Origin of the sequence: Clostridium sp. FP1, assembly GCF_011065975.2 — a bacterium.
In the GTDB taxonomy this organism is placed as follows: domain Bacteria; phylum Bacillota; class Clostridia; order Clostridiales; family Clostridiaceae; genus Clostridium_AD; species Clostridium_AD tagluense.
This window is the reverse complement of sequence record NZ_JAAMNJ020000002.1, coordinates 136,713-155,787: the sequence shown is the minus strand read 5'-3', so window position 1 is coordinate 155,787 and position 19,075 is coordinate 136,713. Positions and strand designations below refer to the sequence as shown.

General features: G+C 28.8%; 21 protein-coding genes. 13 read left to right on the top strand and 8 right to left on the bottom strand.

Annotation, left to right across the window (positions count from 1 at the left end; all coding sequences use genetic code 11):
• Positions 1–206 precede the first annotated feature (206 nt).
• From G9F70_RS25450 to G9F70_RS25400, 11 genes are all read left to right on the top strand, one after another.
• On the top strand, positions 207–1,577 hold the full coding sequence (locus G9F70_RS25450) for an ISNCY family transposase (RefSeq protein WP_164948111.1): 1,371 nt from the start codon (positions 207–209) through the stop codon (positions 1,575–1,577).
• Positions 1,578–2,318: 741 nt separating this feature from the next.
• Positions 2,319–3,131 carry a hypothetical protein gene (locus G9F70_RS25445; RefSeq protein WP_164947862.1) on the top strand — a complete coding sequence of 271 codons (813 nt, stop codon included), beginning with the start codon at positions 2,319–2,321 and terminating at the stop codon, positions 3,129–3,131.
• A complete protein-coding gene (locus G9F70_RS25440; protein WP_164947863.1) occupies positions 3,132–3,716 on the top strand; it encodes a hypothetical protein in 585 nt (194 codons plus the stop codon).
• The gene (locus G9F70_RS25435; RefSeq protein WP_164947864.1) at positions 3,703–4,434 is read left to right on the top strand and encodes a hypothetical protein; all 732 of its coding nucleotides are present in this window, start codon (positions 3,703–3,705) and stop codon (positions 4,432–4,434) included. Before G9F70_RS25440 ends, G9F70_RS25435 begins: the two co-directional genes overlap by 14 nt.
• Positions 4,434–5,072: an ABC transporter ATP-binding protein gene (locus G9F70_RS25430; RefSeq protein ID WP_164947865.1), complete on the top strand. Its 639-nt coding sequence runs from the start codon at positions 4,434–4,436 to the stop codon at positions 5,070–5,072. The genes G9F70_RS25435 and G9F70_RS25430 overlap by 1 nt, the downstream gene beginning before the upstream one ends.
• An 11-nt stretch (positions 5,073–5,083) precedes the next feature.
• Positions 5,084–5,767: a hypothetical protein gene (locus G9F70_RS25425; protein ID WP_164947866.1), complete on the top strand. Its 684-nt coding sequence runs from the start codon at positions 5,084–5,086 to the stop codon at positions 5,765–5,767.
• 133 nt (positions 5,768–5,900) lie between these two features.
• Positions 5,901–6,701 carry a hypothetical protein gene (locus G9F70_RS25420; RefSeq protein ID WP_164947867.1) on the top strand — a complete coding sequence of 267 codons (801 nt, stop codon included), beginning with the start codon at positions 5,901–5,903 and terminating at the stop codon, positions 6,699–6,701.
• A 2-nt stretch (positions 6,702–6,703) separates the two neighbouring features.
• Positions 6,704–7,381: a hypothetical protein gene (locus G9F70_RS25415; protein ID WP_164947868.1), complete on the top strand. Its 678-nt coding sequence runs from the start codon at positions 6,704–6,706 to the stop codon at positions 7,379–7,381.
• Positions 7,371–8,150 (top strand): DUF2705 family protein, encoded by a 780-nt coding sequence (locus G9F70_RS25410; RefSeq protein WP_164947869.1) that lies wholly within the window; start codon positions 7,371–7,373, stop codon positions 8,148–8,150. The genes G9F70_RS25415 and G9F70_RS25410 overlap by 11 nt, the downstream gene beginning before the upstream one ends.
• Before the next feature lie 8 nt (positions 8,151–8,158).
• A complete protein-coding gene (locus G9F70_RS25405; protein ID WP_164947870.1) occupies positions 8,159–8,794 on the top strand; it encodes an ABC transporter ATP-binding protein in 636 nt (211 codons plus the stop codon).
• A 2-nt stretch (positions 8,795–8,796) separates the two neighbouring features.
• Complete coding sequence (locus G9F70_RS25400) at positions 8,797–9,492, top strand: hypothetical protein (RefSeq protein WP_164947871.1); 696 nt, start codon at positions 8,797–8,799, stop codon at positions 9,490–9,492.
• 176 nt (positions 9,493–9,668) lie between these two features.
• Here the strand turns inward: G9F70_RS25400 and G9F70_RS25395 are convergent, their stop codons facing one another.
• The 3 genes from G9F70_RS25395 to G9F70_RS25385 all read right to left on the bottom strand — a co-directional run bounded on the left by G9F70_RS25395 (position 9,669) and on the right by G9F70_RS25385 (position 12,241).
• Entirely contained in the window at positions 9,669–10,508 is an 840-nt protein-coding gene (locus G9F70_RS25395; protein ID WP_164947872.1) for a methyl-accepting chemotaxis protein, read from the bottom strand.
• Positions 10,509–10,774: 266 nt separating this feature from the next.
• Positions 10,775–11,842, bottom strand: coding sequence for a phosphotransferase enzyme family protein (locus tag G9F70_RS25390; RefSeq protein ID WP_164947873.1), 1,068 nt, complete (start codon positions 11,840–11,842; stop codon positions 10,775–10,777).
• Between the two features lie 150 nt (positions 11,843–11,992).
• Entirely contained in the window at positions 11,993–12,241 is a 249-nt protein-coding gene (locus G9F70_RS25385) for a hypothetical protein (protein WP_164947874.1), read from the bottom strand.
• Positions 12,242–12,718: 477 nt separating this feature from the next.
• Between G9F70_RS25385 and G9F70_RS25380 the strand changes: the two genes are divergently transcribed.
• Positions 12,719–13,561, top strand: coding sequence for a hypothetical protein (locus G9F70_RS25380; protein WP_164947875.1), 843 nt, complete (start codon positions 12,719–12,721; stop codon positions 13,559–13,561).
• Positions 13,562–13,770: 209 nt separating this feature from the next.
• Here G9F70_RS25380 and G9F70_RS25375 read toward each other — a convergent pair whose 3' ends face one another.
• The 3 genes from G9F70_RS25375 to G9F70_RS25365 all read right to left on the bottom strand — a co-directional run bounded on the left by G9F70_RS25375 (position 13,771) and on the right by G9F70_RS25365 (position 16,675).
• Positions 13,771–14,748, bottom strand: a complete 978-nt coding sequence (locus G9F70_RS25375; protein WP_164947876.1) for a replication initiation protein — start codon at positions 14,746–14,748, stop codon at positions 13,771–13,773.
• 480 nt (positions 14,749–15,228) lie between these two features.
• Complete coding sequence (locus tag G9F70_RS25370) at positions 15,229–15,483, bottom strand: hypothetical protein (protein ID WP_224617360.1); 255 nt, start codon at positions 15,481–15,483, stop codon at positions 15,229–15,231.
• Entirely contained in the window at positions 15,452–16,675 is a 1,224-nt protein-coding gene (locus tag G9F70_RS25365) for a transposase (protein ID WP_224617359.1), read from the bottom strand. Before G9F70_RS25365 ends, G9F70_RS25370 begins: the two co-directional genes overlap by 32 nt.
• Positions 16,676–17,361: 686 nt before the next feature.
• On the opposite strand from G9F70_RS25365, the gene G9F70_RS25360 reads away from it, so the two are divergent.
• Complete coding sequence (locus G9F70_RS25360; protein WP_164947990.1) at positions 17,362–18,186, top strand: SH3 domain-containing protein; 825 nt, start codon at positions 17,362–17,364, stop codon at positions 18,184–18,186.
• 114 nt (positions 18,187–18,300) lie between these two features.
• On the opposite strand, the gene G9F70_RS25355 is transcribed toward G9F70_RS25360, so the two are convergent.
• Together G9F70_RS25355 and G9F70_RS27180 are read right to left on the bottom strand one after the other, a co-directional pair.
• Positions 18,301–18,636: a YnfA family protein gene (locus tag G9F70_RS25355; RefSeq protein WP_164947989.1), complete on the bottom strand. Its 336-nt coding sequence runs from the start codon at positions 18,634–18,636 to the stop codon at positions 18,301–18,303.
• 191 nt (positions 18,637–18,827) lie between these two features.
• Complete coding sequence (locus tag G9F70_RS27180; RefSeq protein ID WP_263577383.1) at positions 18,828–18,956, bottom strand: hypothetical protein; 129 nt, start codon at positions 18,954–18,956, stop codon at positions 18,828–18,830.
• Between the last annotated feature and the right edge of the window lie 119 nt (positions 18,957–19,075).

Below are 19,075 nucleotides of genomic sequence, written 5' to 3'. Positions count from 1 at the left end.
TATGGTTATATCTCATATAATATAAAATTTTATCATATTTTACTAACAATGTTAAGTGGATAAAAGATGTTAAGTGGATAAATATGATCCGTTTATGATAATGTCTTACTATACCACATTTGATTATGTCCCAAATATGAAAACATTGTATAATAAACCTCATGACTAGAAATGAGGTGCTGATAATAAGAAAGGTGAATTTAACTATGGAAGAAATGGATAAGTACTCTACTATAAAAAAATTAATAGAAACAGATGCCAATAAAAAGCGAGCAGCTATTGCTCTCAATTGTTCGGTTAGGCATATTAACAGAATGATTAAGGGGTATAAAGAAAGTGGAAAGGAATTCTTTATTCATGGTAATCGAGGGCGAAAGCCCGCACATGCTCTTGATGCTAATACCAAGCAGTTAATCCTAGATTTATATTGCACCAAATACCCTGAAGCTAATATTACCCATTTTTGCGAATTGCTAAAAAAGCACGAGAATATAACGGTTTCTACTAGCACCATTCGTTCTATCCTTATGCAAGATTTCATCCTGTCCCCTAAGGCGAAGCGTGCTACAAGAAAAAGGATTAAGGCTGAATTAAAAGAACTGCAAAAAGCAACTAATTCTATAAAAGAAATTGCTAAAATTCAAAGTTCCATAATTGCTGCCGAGGATGCACATCCTAGACGTCCAAGATGTGCTTATGCAGGCGAAATGCTTCAAATGGATGCTTCGGTACATCTTTGGTTCGGTAACGATAAAAGTCAGTTGCATATCGCAGTAGATGATGCTACTGGTGCTATTGTGGGTGCTTATTTCGATCCGCAAGAAACTTTAAATGGGTACTATCATGTACTACACCAAGTACTTACTAACTATGGTATTCCCTACATGTTATTCACTGATAGGCGTACGGTCTTTGAATATAAACAAAAAAATTCCCCTTCAGTTGAAGAGGACACATTTACACAATTTAGCTATGCATGCAAACAATTAGGTATTGAAATTAAAACCAGTAGTGTTCCACAAGCCAAGGGACGCGTAGAAAGAATGTTTCAGACGTTACAATCACGCCTCCCCTTGGAAATGCGGATAAGTGGTATAAACACAATTGAGCAAGCAAACGAATTCTTAAACTCCTACATAAAAGAATTCAATGCTCAGTTTGCATTACCTGTTGATAATATCAAATCTGTCTTTGAAATGCAACCAGATATTGAAAAAATCAACTTAACTCTTGCCGTATTGACCAGTAGGAAGGTGGATAACGGAAGTTGTATCAAATTTAAAAAGAATTATTATTTGCCTGTTGATTGCAATGGATATCCTGTACATTATCGCAAAGGAACAGTTGGAACGGTAATTCAATCATTTAATGGCGAGATTTTCTTGTGTGTAGATGAGAAAGTTTATGCGCTAGATTTATTACCTGGACATGAACTCTCCTCCAAAAACTTTGATTTAGCAGTTCCCAATACCCAACCTAGCAAACGCTACATACCACCAATGAATCACCCTTGGAAACAAGATTCGTTTGAGCGGTATCTAAAGAAACAGGCTCACCGGAACAATAATGTAGCATAGAAACACTAAAAATCTGTTCATTTTAGATCTTTGAAAAAGACAATCTTCAAAGGTTTATTAAGTGAACCCAAAATATACTTTGATAATAGATTAAGAAACTGACCAATGGAAGTCATAAATAATAAAATCAAATTAATAAAAAGAAATGGATTCTCATCCATTAGCTACGCTAATATAAATAGAAGGATTCATACACATTTTCAAAAATGACCTTTAAGCTTTAATGGACCCCCAATTATAAGCCTACGGCTAAAAGATATTTAGAAAAGATTTTAGGAAAATTTCAAAGTAATTAAATAATCTTATAGCCACTTTGTGCAACATTCATTAAGTAACCCAAATTAATAAAAGCACCAGAAAAACTGGTGCTAATGTTTTAAATATTTGAGGACATTTTCAAAAATGCTTGACAGTGGATAAAAGATGTTAAGTGGATAAAAGATGTGATGATCGAAATGATTCACAAAATTTCAAATTTTGTGGTATTAGTGATACTGTGAGGTATATTGAAATCACTTAGGACGAATATATAGTACTTAATTTGAGTTTAAATTTATGAATATCATTATTTTCTATGCTTATACCGGTTTTCTGTTCCATTACTACACGACCCCCTGTTAATATACTAGCATCTTGGTCAAGAAAATATATTTAGAAAGAAGTATGTGTATTAAAAGTAAAAATGAGATGGTGTAAGGGCTTAATGTCTCTTAACGCTAGATATATTAAGGAAGTGAGTTTATGAGTTTATTTGCTACAATCAAAAGAGGTCTTAATAGAACCAAAACTATTTCGGTCTTTCTGTTTATTTTCTTCATTTCAATATTTGCTTTTTATATACAAGCTAGCTTTGATTTTGGACATCCAGCTATTTTTTTGCGTTCTGCTTATGAAAATACTCTGTTTACCGCACTTGGTATTAGGTTTATAATGCTTATCATTGCTATAGTGGGTCCATTGATTATTTCTTTTGCATTTGGTGATATATATTTTGATGATTTAGAAAGTAATTGTGTTTCTCTTATATTAACAAGAGAAAATAAGAAGAAATATCATAGAAATAACCTTTTAGCAGTTTTTATATTATCATTTATCATTATGCTAATTCCTTTATTAATTAATCTTGCATTATGTTTGTTTACATATCCTTTAGAAGGTTTAGATAACGGAACCTTTACGCCTTCATTTGTAATCAATTTACCTAAAGGTAATTATATTGAATATTTAAGGATTCTTCATCCTTTGGCTTATAATATGTTTTACATTCTTACTCCTTCAATAATTTTTGCTCTTTTTGCCTGCATAACTTATTGTTTATCAATGATAATAAAAGCTAATAAATACCTTTGTTGTTTTGTATCTTATGGACTTTATATTGGCTTAGGTATTATTTTAGACAAGCTTCACTTAGAAAAATACAAATTTTCTAGTTATATTAACATATTGTCTGTCAATGCGGGAATTGGTGGTTTTATTAAAATCACTATAATTTTAATAGCAATTATATTTGTAATGTATCTAATAGGAGTAAATAACGAAATAGAGGTGAATTAAATGACATTAAAAAAAGAACTCTTTATGATTTCTTCGCTTTTTATAATATTGTATTTAACAAAAAGTTTTTATGATAGCTACCGTTTATTCGTATTTTTTACTCCAATCTATTTATGGCTTCTTTATGATAACTTAAGAAATTACTATTCATATTATTCAATTACACGATTTTCAGCTTTTTTTAGCTGGCAAAAAAAGCTACTTTTAATAATTGGGGAATATTCAATCATTGGTGCTTTAATATTGTCTATAGATAATGTATTTATTTCAAATATACCTGCTAATACAAATTTAATTGGTGCTTTATTTTTACAATATTTTTTATTTTTATCTCTACTGGGTGTTGTGCTTATTATTTTGCAGCTTAGCTATAGACGTAGTATTATCACAGCTGTTATTCTTCTTTTACTGTCCATGACGAACATTCCAATATTTAGATTCTTAATAACACTCTATGATTTGAGACAAATAAAAAATACTAATATCTTTTTATCTATTATTTATTTCTTTGTATTAAATATAATTTCATATAGCGTTTACCTGATTAACAATAAGTTAAAGGGAGGCAGCTATGAATATAGCTAAGGTAAAAAGACTGATTTTTTATATGTTACTAGCAATTATGTTTATAGCATTAAAATACAATATACTTGATACTGCTAGTGATATAAGTACTGCTGTAATATTTATTTATAATAGCTTTGATTATAGGTATCTTATAGATGTTTATAGTATTTCCATATATGCTATTCCCATCGCTCTTTGGACTTTAATTATAACTATTAGCTGCAATAGCTTTTATGAAAATTATATATTTTTAGTAACTAGATTAGGTGGACAAAAGGTTTTTAAAAGTAAGCTCTGTATTAAAGCTATATTTGAAACATTTTGTTTAATTCTATCTACTTACATATTTACTATGCTATTTCTTTACTTGTTGGGTAAATATTCTATTGGAAATATAGGCGTAATACTTTTCTCATTTACAATAAATTATTCAACTGTACTCTTTTTAGTTTTAATCACTCTTATTTTTAGAATTCATCACTCCTTTTCTATTTCCATAGCTTTTACTTATTTAATAGAAATAAGTTTACTTGTGATAGGCGTGTTTTTCGAGTACTTTCAGCTGAATAATTTTTTAATTACTAATCCCTTAATGAGTAGTATATTGTTTTTCCATAATAAACCTTCTAAAAATCATATGCTTATTTCATCCAAAAGTATTGTAATTAATATAGCCTTAATAGTTATAGTATATATCCTTTATAACATTCTTTTAAGAAAAAAGGAGGAGAGTTAATGCTTAAAATAAATAATCTATGCAAAAGCTTTAAACATAATGATGTACTTAAAAACATAAATTATACTTTTAAAGCAGGTACAATATATTGTATTCAAGGTAAAAATGGTTCTGGGAAAACCGTATTTCTTAAATCCATTTGTGGTCTTACAAAAGTGACAAGTGGAACAATTGAATATGAGGGTAAAATTTTAAATAAAGATTTTTCTATATTACCTTCTCTTGGCGTAATAATTGAAACGCCTATATTTTGGAAGGATAAAACAGGTTTAGAGACCCTTGAATTTCTGACATCTATAAAGGGAAATGTTAAAAAAGAAGAATGCATTGAGGCTTTAAATAAAGTTGGGTTAAGAGATGTAAAAAATGCAAGAATAAGAAAGTACTCCTTAGGCATGAAGCAACGCTTAGCAATAGCCCAAGCTATAGTTGAAAAACCAAAAATTCTACTCTTGGATGAACCTACAAACAGTTTAGACGTTGATGGTGTAGAAATTTTTCAAAAAATAATGCTTGAAGAAAAAGCACGTGGAACTACTATTTTAATAGTAAGTCATGTTATGGATGACATTGAGCAAATTTGTGATAAAAAATTAATTTTGTCTAATGGTATATTAGAAGAAGTTAATTACCAATAAGGAGTATTAATATGAATAAAAAATTCCTATGGATTATCTGTATAACTATTGTAATTGGATCTTCATTCTTTACAGCTTTTAAAGTTAAAAATTCTTTTTTGCCAAGTCCTACACTTAAAGAGGAGAAGAAAATAAATCCGTCTGTTGCATACTCGTGGCACGACGATGAATCCTTTAGAAGTTCATATCCATATTTTACACTTGATATCAATGATCTTACAGACATTGAAACTGCCTCTGATTTAATATTAGAAGTTGAGCCAGTAGACGATGGAACACTTGCTGCTTACTCTCTTTTAAGAAAGTGTAAAGTAATAAATACTTTTAAGGGAAAACTAACTGAAAATACAATTTATTTATATGAAAATAGTTATTTTTATCATAGTTGGAATTATTTTTGTAATGAAGGCTACATTAATATGAAAAAAGATGAAAAATATATTGTTTTTCTCAATAAAATTGAAAACTCTGATAAAGTAGAGAAACCAGAATTGCGTAATGGATATATATTTACAACTCCTAGATTTGGCAAATACGAAATAAATCACCAAGCCAAATTAGTAGAACATGACCCTGATAAAGATGAAATTCATTTTAATGATATAGCTGATTTACCAGTTTTTTTAAATAAAAAATCCTACGTGGATACGTATAATAACATATTAAATGATATTGAAAGAAAATACTTTCAATAATTTCAGTTTTATTTAAGCAAACAATTCTTTAGAAATATTAATATTTGAATAGGTAATACTTTCAGTCTTTGGTAGTTATACCTTTAATCCGCCTGCTTAAGTAGGTGAGTAGTTTGAAAAAGAGGGAAATGATATGATAACTTTAATTAAACTAGATTTAAAAAATTGCATAAAAAACGAAAAATTTAAAATATGTTTCTTATCTTTGTTAGGTATTTGTCTATTTTCATTTTTAGCTGTTTGTACAGATTCCTTTATGAGCAACTCATTACAATTAGATTTTACAAATAAAATGGGAATAATGTTAGGAACTAAGGTACGTTCAGTATTTCATTTTATATTATTAGCTATTCCTTTAATTGCATGTGGTATTTATTCTGATTCATTTATATATGAAAGAGATAATAACATATGTGTATATTATTTAACAAGAACTAATAAACGAAAATATTTTACATCTAAAATATTTTCGATTTTTATTATAGTTTTTTTTACTATATTATTGCCACTAAGTATAAATGAACTATTAACGTTTTTAGCTATACCCAATATAGGAATAAATCATGGATATGGCATTACTGTATATCAATTGAAAGCTAATATAAGTGAATTTTTTTTACAAAGTATCTACAATAATCATCCTTATTTATATAATTATCTATTAATTTTAATAACATCATTTTTTGGAGCATTAGTAGCTGTTATAGGGTTTAATCTATCTCTACTGTTTCAAATGAAAAAAATCAACTTGCTTATTTATATGTTTCTAGGAGTTCACTTAACGTCATTTGTTTTACCAAATAGGTTTCAAATATATAATTATATACAATCTTCTCCAGGCAAGCTTAGCGATTTTATTATTGCATTAATTGGGTGGATAGTGATATGTATCATAAGCGGAACAATTGGTATATGGAAGGAGACTAGAATATAGTTATGAATAAATACATTTACTTAAAGAAGACGATTTTAAGTAAACAAGCTATTCTACTATGGATTCTACTGATAGTAGTAATATTAGTTTTATTTAAAATAAAAGAAAATCTAGGCGATAACAATTTGTCTATTTATATTAATTCTGATTGCTTATTTAGTTACGGCATAGTAATTATAGAATATTTACTATTTATAAGCATTTATATGAATTACTTTAGGAGTAATTATACAATTATACGATATTTGAATATTTCAGAATTAATGAAAGTTGTAATAATAAACATTATATTTTTAACATTAATATTCGTAATAGGTTTTAACATAATTCTGCTCATAGGAGTAAAATTGAATTATAAAAACATTTTAATTTTTAAAGATTTAAAATACATTTTATTTACAATCTTAATACAGTTTCTGTCATTCTTAATTTTAGGGTTTATTTATTTAGTTATATTTTTTAAAACATACAGCGTAAAAAAATCTCTTATTCCAACTTTTATTATTTATATGATAGCTACTATGAGTAGTTACAAGATATGCTTATATTTTATATTACCTATAAAAGCTAATCAAATTGAAATAATGAATATGATTAGAAATATGCTAAGTATACATTTTATATTTTTATTGTATTTCATAAACAAAAAAAGTAAAGGCATAGAATTATATGAAAAGTAGATATAACAAACTAAATCTAATTTTATTAAATATATTCACAATGATGCTCATAGCAACAATATTATCTGGAGACTTACATGGAATTACTCTTGATATTAAAGATATTTTTATATACTATTATTCGCATACATTTTTAGGAGAAAAAATCACCATAATAAATATACTCACTTCGGCATTTCCTATTATAATAGTGATTTCTATATTTGCAGATGAGGTATCGGTTGAGCTAGAGAAAAATGCAACTTATATATTTACTAGATCAATAAAACGTAAAAAGTGGATTACTTATAAGTTTATACATATTTTTATTAGTCTTATAAAAATTCAATTAATCCAATTTAGTATATCATTTATGTATTTTAGTGCGTTAGGGTATAGAATAAATGATCTAAAATCATCACTAGTAGTTATTATAGAACTGTTTATATTAACCATATTAACTCAGTATATTCTTATAATAATAGCTAGTTTAGTGACATTAAAAACAAATAATATCTATGGATATATTATCTGTAATTTTATATTTTTAATTAACATACTAATTTTTCATTTGTTTTACTTTAAAAAACAAACATTAGTGAAATATTTACCTTTTACTCAATATATTTTATCTATTCAAGAAAATATATTAGTTAATAGAGATATAAGGTATCTCTCTAATTTTATTGCTGGGTATAATTTTACTCAGGCCGTAATTTACGATATTATAATTATAATTACTTTAATATTAATTGGAAGAAAAATAATAGAAAAACATGAATTTTATTAGGAGGAAATATGAGTTATATAGAAATTAAAAATCTTACTAAAACTATAAAGGGAAATAAGGTATTAGACAATATAAATATTAACTTGAGTAATGGGAAAATATATGGATTTATAGGTAGGAATGGTTCAGGGAAGACTATGCTGTTTAGGGCCATATGTGGGCTAATAAGGCCTACTACTGGAGATGTTACTATAGACGGAAAAATTATTTCAAAAGATATAGATTTTCCTGATTCCTGCGGGGCAGTTTTAGAGACACCAGGATTTTGGGATAATCAAACAGGCTTAGAGTGTTTAAAAAATATAGCAAGTATAAAATCAATTATTAATAAAGATATAATATCTCAGTGGATGCTTAAATTAGGATTGGACCCAAAAGACAAAAAAATCTTTAAAAAATATTCATTAGGAATGAAACAAAAGTTAGCTTTAGTACAAGCTCTTATGGAATCACCGGATTTAATCATTTTAGACGAACCAACAAATTCTCTAGATGAAGAAAGCGTTTTTATTTTAAGAGATATTCTAAGAAAAGAAAGAGAAAGAGGCGCAACTATATTACTTTCTAGTCATAATAAAACAGATATTGAAGAATTAAGCGATAAAATTTTTAAAATAGATGCTGGTAAGGTCAAAGAGGTGTAGACATGAAAATTACAAATAAATTATTTCTTTTTATAATAACTATTTCTATATCAATATCTTTAATTGCGGCTATCGTAGTTAGGTTATCCATTTCAAAATTTGAATATCCTGATATTCCTAGGTTAGCAAGTAAAATTATTTATTACCCATATGTAGAAATTGAATTTAGTGGCTCCTTTAAGGATGTACGCGCAACGAAAGATACTAGCACACTTTATAAATATATAGTAAAAGGCAAAGCAACAGGACATAGAGAGATTTTAAAAGGTGCAGTACTTACAGAAATCGAAGTTAATAATGTATTGCAAGGATCTATAAATAGTAAATATATTTATATTTATGAGCCAATAGATATATCTATTGCTAAAGTATCGATGTTATCTACGTTTGAGGGATACAATTTTATAAAATATAATAAGGAATATATTTTTTGTTTATGTGATTTAGATAAAAAATATTATAATATTTTTACTAAGGGTAAAAAAAACATATTTATGTATACAACCCCTTTCTTTGGGAAGTTTCCATTAAAATATAAACCCGAGGATTTTGCTGTAATTAGTGAAAAGGACTTTCTGGTTAAACCTTTTAAGTATTATAATGAATATAGTCATTACGAACAAATATTTAGTTCAGAAAAAACAAAAAATAAATACTTTAAAGAATATAATAGACTTTTAAAACTTACTTTAAAATAATTTTGTCACCTCATTATTTTGGGCACGGCAACCATTCACTGCTAGGTTACCACCCAGTCAATTCTTCCCTTATGCACTCCTTTTGGGCACATAAAGAATATTATTCTTTATGCCTCGCTAACTTTCTGTCTACGCTTAGAGATGTTACGTTACCGCAACATCTCTAAGACTCAATCTTATTTATTCATATTTTCAGATAGGTTCAATAGGTTACCTGATACTTCGCTTAATCTTTGACTGCCAGATGCAATTTGTTCTGCTTGTGCAGCCTGTGATTCACTTGTAACAGAAAATTTGCTTAAGACATCCATTATGGCATTTGTATTTATTTTAATCTTTGCTAGTGCTTCACTAACCTGACCTGTAGAGTTTTTACTATTAGTAGCAAGCTTTCTTATTTCACCAGCTACAACATTAAATCCTATCCCATGCTCACCAGCTCTTGCTGCTTCAATTGCAGCATTAAGACCTAATAGATTTGTAGTGTCTGCTATACTTTTTATATATGAAATTATACCATCCATACTTGTAATGCTGCTTTGAGTTTCAGCTACTAAATGGCTAACATTTTGACTATTTGTAGCTAATTCCTGCGTAGAAGCAGCTAGTTCCTCAGAAGATGCCGCCAACTCTTCTGAAAATGCCTGTAATTCATTGGCCATTTCATTTAGTTCAATTTCTTTTTGCAAAGAAATTGCATAGGTTATTGTGCCAACTACATTTTTGGTACTTGGATTAATTACTGGTATCCCATAGGCAGTAATTGGAAAACCAAAAGTTTCTTTTGAGTAATGTATCGATTGCCTATGTCCTGTTTTTATGGCAATTTCAGAAACCCCGCCCGCTACTACTTGCATACCCTCGTTAATATTTAATTTAAATGTTTCTGCTTGCTTAACAAATACATACTTTCCCTTATCTGTAATTGACATAGATACATCTGATGCGAATAAGGTTGGTAAAATGCTATATACTGTTTTTAATGCCTCAAAAAATTCTTCATCGCTTGTGTTCATTGTTTACTTCCTCCTCATTAACCTAATTAGCTTATATTATATAATCTTTATTACTAAATAGCTATTAATTATTATTCATATAAACTACATATTTATAATTTATTATCTATTTAGAAAAGGAGTATTATACCATTACTTTATGTAAACCAACACCAAAGGTAGAGTTTTTGCATGAATGTTTGATGTATCCCATTATGGTGCTTGTATAATTATTACCGCAAGATTTAAGGGGGAAAGTCGTCTATGTCTACTTCTGAAGTAGTTAATTACAGCAGCGCAGATGATGATTTAATTGTAAATGGCTTTTGCATTTCTGAATAAATCCAATCAAGTCTTTTGTTAACCTCCTGGATGCTACCCTCACCTGCAATCCTTATTGTTGGATACACTTTTTCCATTCTAAATGGTCTAATAATCTGATATAAATCATTCATTTTTTCCTTTTCTTCAGGACTCAACTTATAATTTTCACAGTAGCCTTCCAAAAATTTTGATAATTTACCTTCCATTTCAAGTAATTCTTCTTTGGTGTTCCAAAAATCATCACTCCAATAGGCAAGAAAAATACCTTCTTGTAGCATGTGATTGACAAAAACATCATTCCCACCAATATTAAAATCAATAATCCCACACAAGGAATGATTAGTATCCACCAAAATATTATTTGTTGATAAATCACCTTGAATAGCACCATTTGGCAAGATATCGTAACCTATCTTAATTCTTTCTCTTATTTCATTGTAATTTTTCCAGATTTTTTCTAATAAATCATGATTAACAGACATTTTTTTCAATTCCGTATATAAGGTATATGCATTTAAATAATTTTCATCAAATTCATCTTCTTTACAGAATTTATCAAATAATACCCAAGCACTATTCCAATTAAATTTGAAATTTTTATCTTTAGCTGCTGTATGCATTCTGCCAAGGTACTTTCCTAATTGCCCAAATAGCTTTTCACTTATATGCTCACCTAGATTTAAATCATCTAATGTTTTACCTGATAAATAATCCTCTACCCAAATTAAATATTCTTTTCCTTCAAATTCCTTTAAAATAGCATAATTGCCATCTGAAAATTTTTTGAACTCTGGAACGTTAATTTGCTGCTGTTTATATATTATAGCTAGTTTTGCCCATCCATTTACTTTTTCTATAGTATCATAGTTATTTTTATAAAATTTTACTACATAAGATTGGTTATCATCTGTTTTAACTATACAAATAAATCGGTCTTCATTTTCTCTTGAACGGTCTATAACATTATATTCACTAATTTTTTGTGGTATATCTAACTGACATAATACACTTTTTACATTATAACTGTTCATATCGGCCCCCCTGATATTTTAAGATGTTTTCAAAAATTACAAAAACATTCTGAACCTCATTATATAAATAATTTGTGTTTTTCTACCATTATTTCATAACAAAGTACAGTTGTGACTCAATGTCTAAAAATGTGTCTTAATATTTATATTCTATAAATTTGTTGAACATTGATATTTATAATTTCTACATATCATTCCTTGAGATTTTATCATGCCTAATTTCTTATAAAAAGATTGTAGGCTTTCATCACAGCATAAATCAACCATATAAAAATCATATAACTCTTCTAATATTTTCCTATGATTTTCTTTACTAGGAGGGTTTGGCCAATCTTTAAAAAAGCCTTCTCCTATTTCTAAATTTTTCAAATTGGAAGAATAGATTTTATATAAAATCAAAATTACCACTCCTTATTTATAACTTATTTAAGTTGAACCATTAAGCTGTATAATTCTACCCTTACGACACAAATGATTTATTTAATTATACCATTATTACCTTAAATTAGGTTGAAAAACGAATGTATGATTTTAAGTTAAAGCTTACATTCAATTCTTATAAATTTTGTGGAATAGCCTCAAAGTGAATGTAACTAAATTATTATTGTGGTGATTTATGTTAATTAAAAGTGAAATAATAGTAATAAGCTATAGCTATACTATTTTATAAAAAATGTTTTTTATGTATTTTTATCTTAAAAAATACAATTTTTATAAATAACTAAAGTTTTACATTTTAATCTCGATAACTATAATAATTATGTATTATTCTTTGAGACTTTATTGAGGTAGTAACCGCAAAGTGTAAATAATTGGCTTAGCATTGTAAATTTACGATTTGCGAGTACTACCCTTATTTGAGAGGGGAAATAGAAAATGATTATTGGAAATGTAAATTCTTATGCAAAAAATCCATATATGAACAATAGTAACTACAAACAACTTCAAAAGGTACTCAATAGCAACAATAAAATTGCTAATATTAATAAAAAAGGGGCTAACCAAACCCCAAAAGACCTTATAAGGCAGAAAGTAATGATTATGAATACTCAATTAACAGTCATTCAAAATTCAGAACAACAAATTCAGAGTGGAATGACAATCTTACAAAAAAAAGAGAGTGGTTTAGACAATATAAATGATGTAGGAAACCAACTTAAAGAATTAGCTACACAATATAAAAAATCTGATTTGAGTGAAAATGATAAGTTAGAAATTGAAAAAAAAGCAGGAGAGTTAGTAAAGAATTTAGGAAACCTAATCAACAAAAATGACATTGTAGGCGATAAGATAATTAAGCTGAATGGTTCTGACGGTGAAACGAGTATTATATTGTCTAAGGGTATTGATATAACGCTGGATTTTGGTAAATTGGACGACGTTAAGCTAAATAATAAAAGTAAAGCAGATGATGATAAACACTTTGCTAGCAATGTCAGTGTAAAAACTTTGCTAGAAAACCCTTCTATAATTAAAGAAAGAATATTAAACCCAGTACAAAAAGTTATAGAAAAAGTAAATGATGAAAAATCAATTGTATATAATAAGTTTATAAAAGAGTATTCGTCAGCAACAAATTCAATTGATGAACTGTTTAAAATAGGTGGAATAAGTGCATATGCAAAAGATGTAAAAATGTTACAACAGAAATCAATGTATATTGCTGTTTCTGAATTATACTCTCACTCTTCGAATATGAATAAATATAATGTCTCTTAATTACTGAAATTTATGTATATAATGTTTTTTTTATAAAAAGCTACGACGGAAAAAGAATGTAGAGTTCTCACAATACTATAACAGTTAATATAAATTTTATGTACTAATACTAATTTATAATATTAATATTTAATACTAATATTTAATACCATATGACTATCCAAAAATAACTGATTGCAATAAAAAAACTACAGATTTTTTCTGTAGTTTTATTCCCATCCTAAAAGTTTTTTTTCTAAATCATCAAAGTCATAAGCCCTCTGCGGGTAGTCATTGAATCCAGACTGTTTTATTTGGGGAGAATAATCATCTTTAATAGCTTTAATTACCCATCCTACTATATTATTTATTTTACCTTGGCTATTTGAAATTTTGTATTTTTCTTTTATTAAATTTATGTCACCACTAGCGACATCCAAAATTCTTCTTGCCTCTATTGGTGTAATATCATTTGAAAATATGTTTTGTACCGCTATAATCTCTGAATCTTCATCAGCACTTATAGCTAGTTCAGCGCATATTGATGACTTAATTGAAAATTTAAGAGCAGTAACTTTATTACCAGTCTTAACTTCCTCATATTTAAACTTAATATCAGAATTACTATTTATCTCTACATATGCTGGCTCTAATGCAAATCGTCTAAAATCAGAGTATTTTTTATAACTTTTAGGACATTGAAGTTTTTCCCTAAGTGCATCAAGATTATCTATCCTCCACCCAGTATCCTCATAACTCTTTAAATAATAATAAAATCTTTTACTGTAAATACAACTAAAATTTAATGTATATTTGATATGATAGTAAATTCTCTTTTTAACTTCAAGAAACATTGTTTTAAGTTCACTATCAATTTTTAGTATGATCTTTCCTTCCTTGTTTTTGTAATGTATTTTAGAAAACCATGGATAATATATTTCTTCATTCTTTCCTTTATCTACTATTAAAAACCCTTTACCCTCAAAGGATTTTACTGCTTTTTTTAAGTCACCGTAAATATTGTTTTTATCTTTAATATTATATAGCTTTTTATATTTATTAATATCAATACTATATTCTACATTATGATCATCCTGAATTTGGGTAAAAAGCATATCTAATATATCATTTTGACGTGATGTTAAAGCAAATCTAGCTTCTATAACCTTCTCAGGCCTTACTGCTATTAGTTCACCTTTTTTATTCATATGGTATTCCCCCTGTACAAGCTAACTAACTATATTTTACCAAATACGAAGGTGAATTGCAAACACTTAATTCACCTTAAAAACAACGGTCATTTTCTCACCTTAACAGTCATTTACTCACCTTTTAACGGTCAATCTCTCACCCCTCTACAGTCATTTACTCACCCTAGAACGGTCAATCTCTCACCTTTCTACAGTCATTTACTCACCTTTCGTCGCCTGCAGCCGTTGGTACAAGCTATGTTGAGGCACCCCTACTATACATACTATACTGTTACTATACTTGTTACTATACAACAACTGCTGCTGATTTAACGGTCATTTACTCACCTTTCTTTTTTATAAAATGATTTGCTATATTTTTCTAACGATATTTTAGAAGGAAAGTCTCCAATTTCTATAAGTGGTGATTACATACTACAAGAACAAAATCTCCCTACGGTCGAGTAAAAACCCTTATGCCAAGCAAATATGATAATTTCATCGTCCTTTAATTATCATATTTGCATCACATTCTGGGCATAGAACAATAGGACTACCACTCTTCTTGTCAAATTCCTCAGGTGTATAACATTCAAACGCAACAAATTCTGGTACCTCTTCTTCATACCCACATTTCTTACATTTAAAAAGTATCATCTTATCGGGCCCCTCTGTTTGAAATGGTATCTCCCTTTCATCCATTTTAATTTTAAAAATCCTTTTAATACGTTCCCATATCATAAATATACCCATACTTTCTGTGCCAAATTTGGAATAACTCCATTAGCTGACCGCATTTTGAACATTTCCCTGGATCTTTAGAAAAATTAATAATCATTAATTCTCTATACTTCATTTTTCTTATTTCCTTTTTCCAATTTATTTTTAATGTGTACTGAATTGCTTTAAGCCCACTTTTTATGTATTGCAATAAACCAAAACATTTTCTAATCTTTATACTTATACTTCCAGCATATACTCCATATAATCTAACCATTTTAAAATATTTAGGCGATATATGCATTAGTAACCTGCCTATAAACACTTGTGCCGTAACTGTTTCTTCTACTCTCTCATTAGTTTCATGACTCTTATACCAAAACGTTACATTTTTCCCATCATAGCTAAGTATTCTATATTCTGCTATCGCAGGTCTTGCTAAATATCTACCGATATATCTTGCTGCACCTCTTGCACTTTTCATTCTTGATTTGGCATTTATGTAAAATCCGTTAGGATAATCTTTGAACATTTTTAAGTACTCTGCTTTTTTATCTGGGTTTTTACTAACCATATAATTTATTAATTTGTACTGCCAAACTTTTCTAAAATATTTATAGTCAAAGAATTCCATATCCTTAACTTCATTATCCCTTGTTTTTATTTCTGGAACCAATGCATGCACATGTGGGTTAAACCCTATATTCCTTCCAAAAGTATGCACTACGCCAATCATTCCACTTTGCCAAAGCACTCCACCTTTTTTGCTTCTTTTCTTCTTTTTATATTCTTCTCTATTTTTATAGTTTACACCATTTGCAAACTCATTTATAACCTCATATACCATGTCTTGCAGGTCTTTCAGACTCTCTCTATTCCAAAAAAAATATTTTCTGTACTCAGTCGGTATCGTAAAAACACAATGCCTATGTGGAACATCCAAGATTTTACTTACTTGTTTCTCTACCCATTCGCTTATGTATTTTTTACCACATTTACTACAAAACCTACTTTTACATGTAAATCCTATTTTAAATACTTCCAGACATTTTAAACATATGTACGCAACAAAACCTAATGAAATATCTCCACATCCTATCATTTTCATTACTTCGATATTCATATGTTCTCTCATCTTTTCAGGATACTTTTCTTTATTCAATTTCCAAAACTTTGAATAATTATCTTCAAATATTTGTTTTATGGTAATCTTATTTTTTCTCATGATTTAATCATCTCATATTTATCTGATTTTTTCTATATATCTTTTAGCTAGAATGTTATCCACAGCGGCTTCCGCAAGCTGTTTCCTATATAACAAGAAAAAACTTCAGTGGGAGGATAACAATTGATAATTATTATCCTCCCACTGAAGTTTACAAGAATGTAAATCTCCTTATGAAGTGGTTAATTACAGAGACCTAGGTGATTATTTAATGTAACACAATTTTAATTGAATTATATTCATTGATTTTTAGTTGTGTTAAATCATCACCGGAGCAGCTGTTTATTTTTTTCTTTGCCAAAAAGCTTACTACCGTTTAAAAGACCACCATGGGCTTTTTAAGAGAGTGAGATTAAGTGTGATACAAGAAAAGCCCCAGAAGCCTTTGGTAGGTACAGTATGCATAATAGGGCTATTTATGATGCACTGTCTCTATACCTCTCAGTATTATATTTATAATACATACAAGATAACAAGTAAATATAATGTGTTACATTAATGTCACAGCTTCGAAGAAGATGATTTAAGGAAGGTTAAGTGGCATTAATATGAATGTAACTAAAGTAACTATGAATATCTTCAAAAACTGTACCTTCTTTGTAACCTATTTTGCCTTGAGTACCCCTATACTTTAGATAAGAAATAAAGCAATAGTATATGATATTATGCTTTAAGGGGGAATTAGATTGAAAAATATTAAGATTTTAACACAATTTAAACAAAAAACAAAGGTAGTTATAGCTACTACTATTATGGGTATTGCCTTGGTATCTGTGGGAGGTATCAACAATGTAAATTATAATAGTAGTACAAATAGTGTGAATAAATATATACAGGTCTTTGGTAGTGTATACGAAACACAGCAGGGAGTAACAACAGGAAGTAATTTGAGTGTAAGAAGTGGAGCAGGAACAAACTATTCTATATTGGGAAGTATGAAAATTGGAACCCAAATTAGTATAACCGGAAAGACGAATAATTTTTACAAGATAACTTACGGTGGTAAAACAGGGTATGTAAGTACTCAGTATGTAAAAATAACAGCTAAGCCAGTTGTTGTAGCTAAAGCAGCCGTGGTAGTGCCATACGAAACACAGCAAGGGGTAACAACAGGAAGTAATTTGAGTGTAAGAAGTGGAGCAGGAACAAACTATTCTATATTGGGAAGTATGAAAAGTGGAACCCAAATTAGTATAACCGGAAAGACGAATAATTTTTACAAGGTAACTTACGGTAGTAAAACGGGGTATGTAAGTGCTCAGTATGTAAAAATAACAGCTAAGCCAGTTGTTGTAGCTAAAGCGGCAGTGGTAGTGCCCGAAACACAGCAGGGTGTAACAACAGCAAGCAGTTTGAGTGTAAGAAGTGGAGCAGGAACAAACTATTCTATATTGGGAAGCATGAAAAGTGGGACTAAAATTAGTATAACTGGAAAGATAAATAATTTTTACAAGATAACTTACAATGGTAAAACAGGCTATATAAGTTCACAGTATGTAAAAATAAGCTAGGATTGCTCCTGGCTTTTTTCAATAAGATTTAAAGTTTATATAGATCTAATACAAAAAATAGTGTATAGAATGAACCACCATTAGTTTCATCATACTCATGCTCTTAGCTACGGATTATCCTCTAGGAGCATACATAATTATAATAACTCCAACTAGCGCTATTACCCCACCAATTAAATCAAATTTATCAGGGAGCATATTATCAATTTTCCAACCCCACAAGATAGATAATACAATAAAGATACCACCATAAGTTGCATATACTCTACCAAAATTAGCACTTGGTGGTTGTAATGTAGGAATAATGCCATATAAAATTAATGCTATTGCGCCAATAACTCCGTACAATATACTTTTTCCTTCACGCACCCATAGCCATATAAGGTAACCACCGCCTATTTCAAATACTCCTGCTAATATAAAATAAAACATTGACCTAATAGGTTCCAATTATATTCCTCCTTCGTTAAATGATATATCAAAGCAAATATTGATATTAATTCTCATTATCAATATAAATGCATTATAATCTTACTATATTATCTTATGAATATCAAGAAAATATAAAATAGGTACTTTTGTGACAGTTTAAATGTGAAATTTTGCAAAGGATATGATAACAAAAGCCTAAAGCAGAAATATTATATTTCATACTTTAAGCTTAAATCATCACCTGCGCAGCTGTTTATCTTCTTCGAAGCTGCAATATTAACGACTTCAGAAGGAGATTTACCCCCTTGTAGACCTCTGGAGAAGATAACAATTCTCAATTGTTATCCCTCCACTGAAGTTTTATTTTTGTTGTAGCATGTAACTCCCACTTATAGAAGTAGGAGACTTTCCTTCTGAAATGTCGTTAAAATTTTATCTTTGCCATTTCTCGCTGAGG